Origin of the sequence: Hymenobacter frigidus (assembly GCF_014640435.1) — a bacterium.
GTDB classification, from domain to species: Bacteria; Bacteroidota; Bacteroidia; order Cytophagales; family Hymenobacteraceae; genus Hymenobacter; species Hymenobacter frigidus.
Genome location: NZ_BMGY01000111.1, coordinates 1 through 593, shown reverse-complemented (window position 1 = coordinate 593; position 593 = coordinate 1). Strand labels below are relative to the sequence as shown.

1 rRNA gene is annotated in these 593 nt (G+C 53.6%); it reads left to right on the top strand.

The annotated features are described in order from the left end of the window. A 16S ribosomal RNA gene (locus tag IEW17_RS20680) occupies window positions 1–593 on the top strand; the annotation flags it as partial.

Below are 593 nucleotides of genomic sequence, written 5' to 3'. Positions count from 1 at the left end.
GAAAAAAGGGGATGCGTCCTCTACTGACGGTACCTGGTGAATAAGCACCGGCTAACTCCGTGCCAGCAGCCGCGGTAATACGGAGGGTGCAAGCGTTGTCCGGATTTATTGGGTTTAAAGGGTGCGTAGGCGGCTGATTAAGTCTGGGGTGAAAGCCCGTTGCTCAACAACGGAACTGCCCTGGAAACTGGTTAGCTTGAGTACAGACGAGGGTGGCGGAATGGATACTGTAGCGGTGAAATGCATAGATAGTATCCAGAACCCCGATTGCGAAGGCAGCTGCCTAGACTGTAACTGACGCTGAGGCACGAAAGCGTGGGGAGCGAACAGGATTAGATACCCTGGTAGTCCACGCCGTAAACGATGGATACTCGCTGGTGGCGACAGACTGTCACTGGCTTAGCGAAAGCGTTAAGTATCCCACCTGGGGAGTACGCTCGCAAGAGTGAAACTCAAAAGAATTGACGGGGGCCCGCACAAGTGGTGGAGCATGTGGTTTAATTCGATGATACGCGAGGAACCTTACCTAGGCTAGAATGCGCGTGACCGGTTCAGAGATGAGCCTTTCCTTCGGGACACAAAGCAAGGTGCTG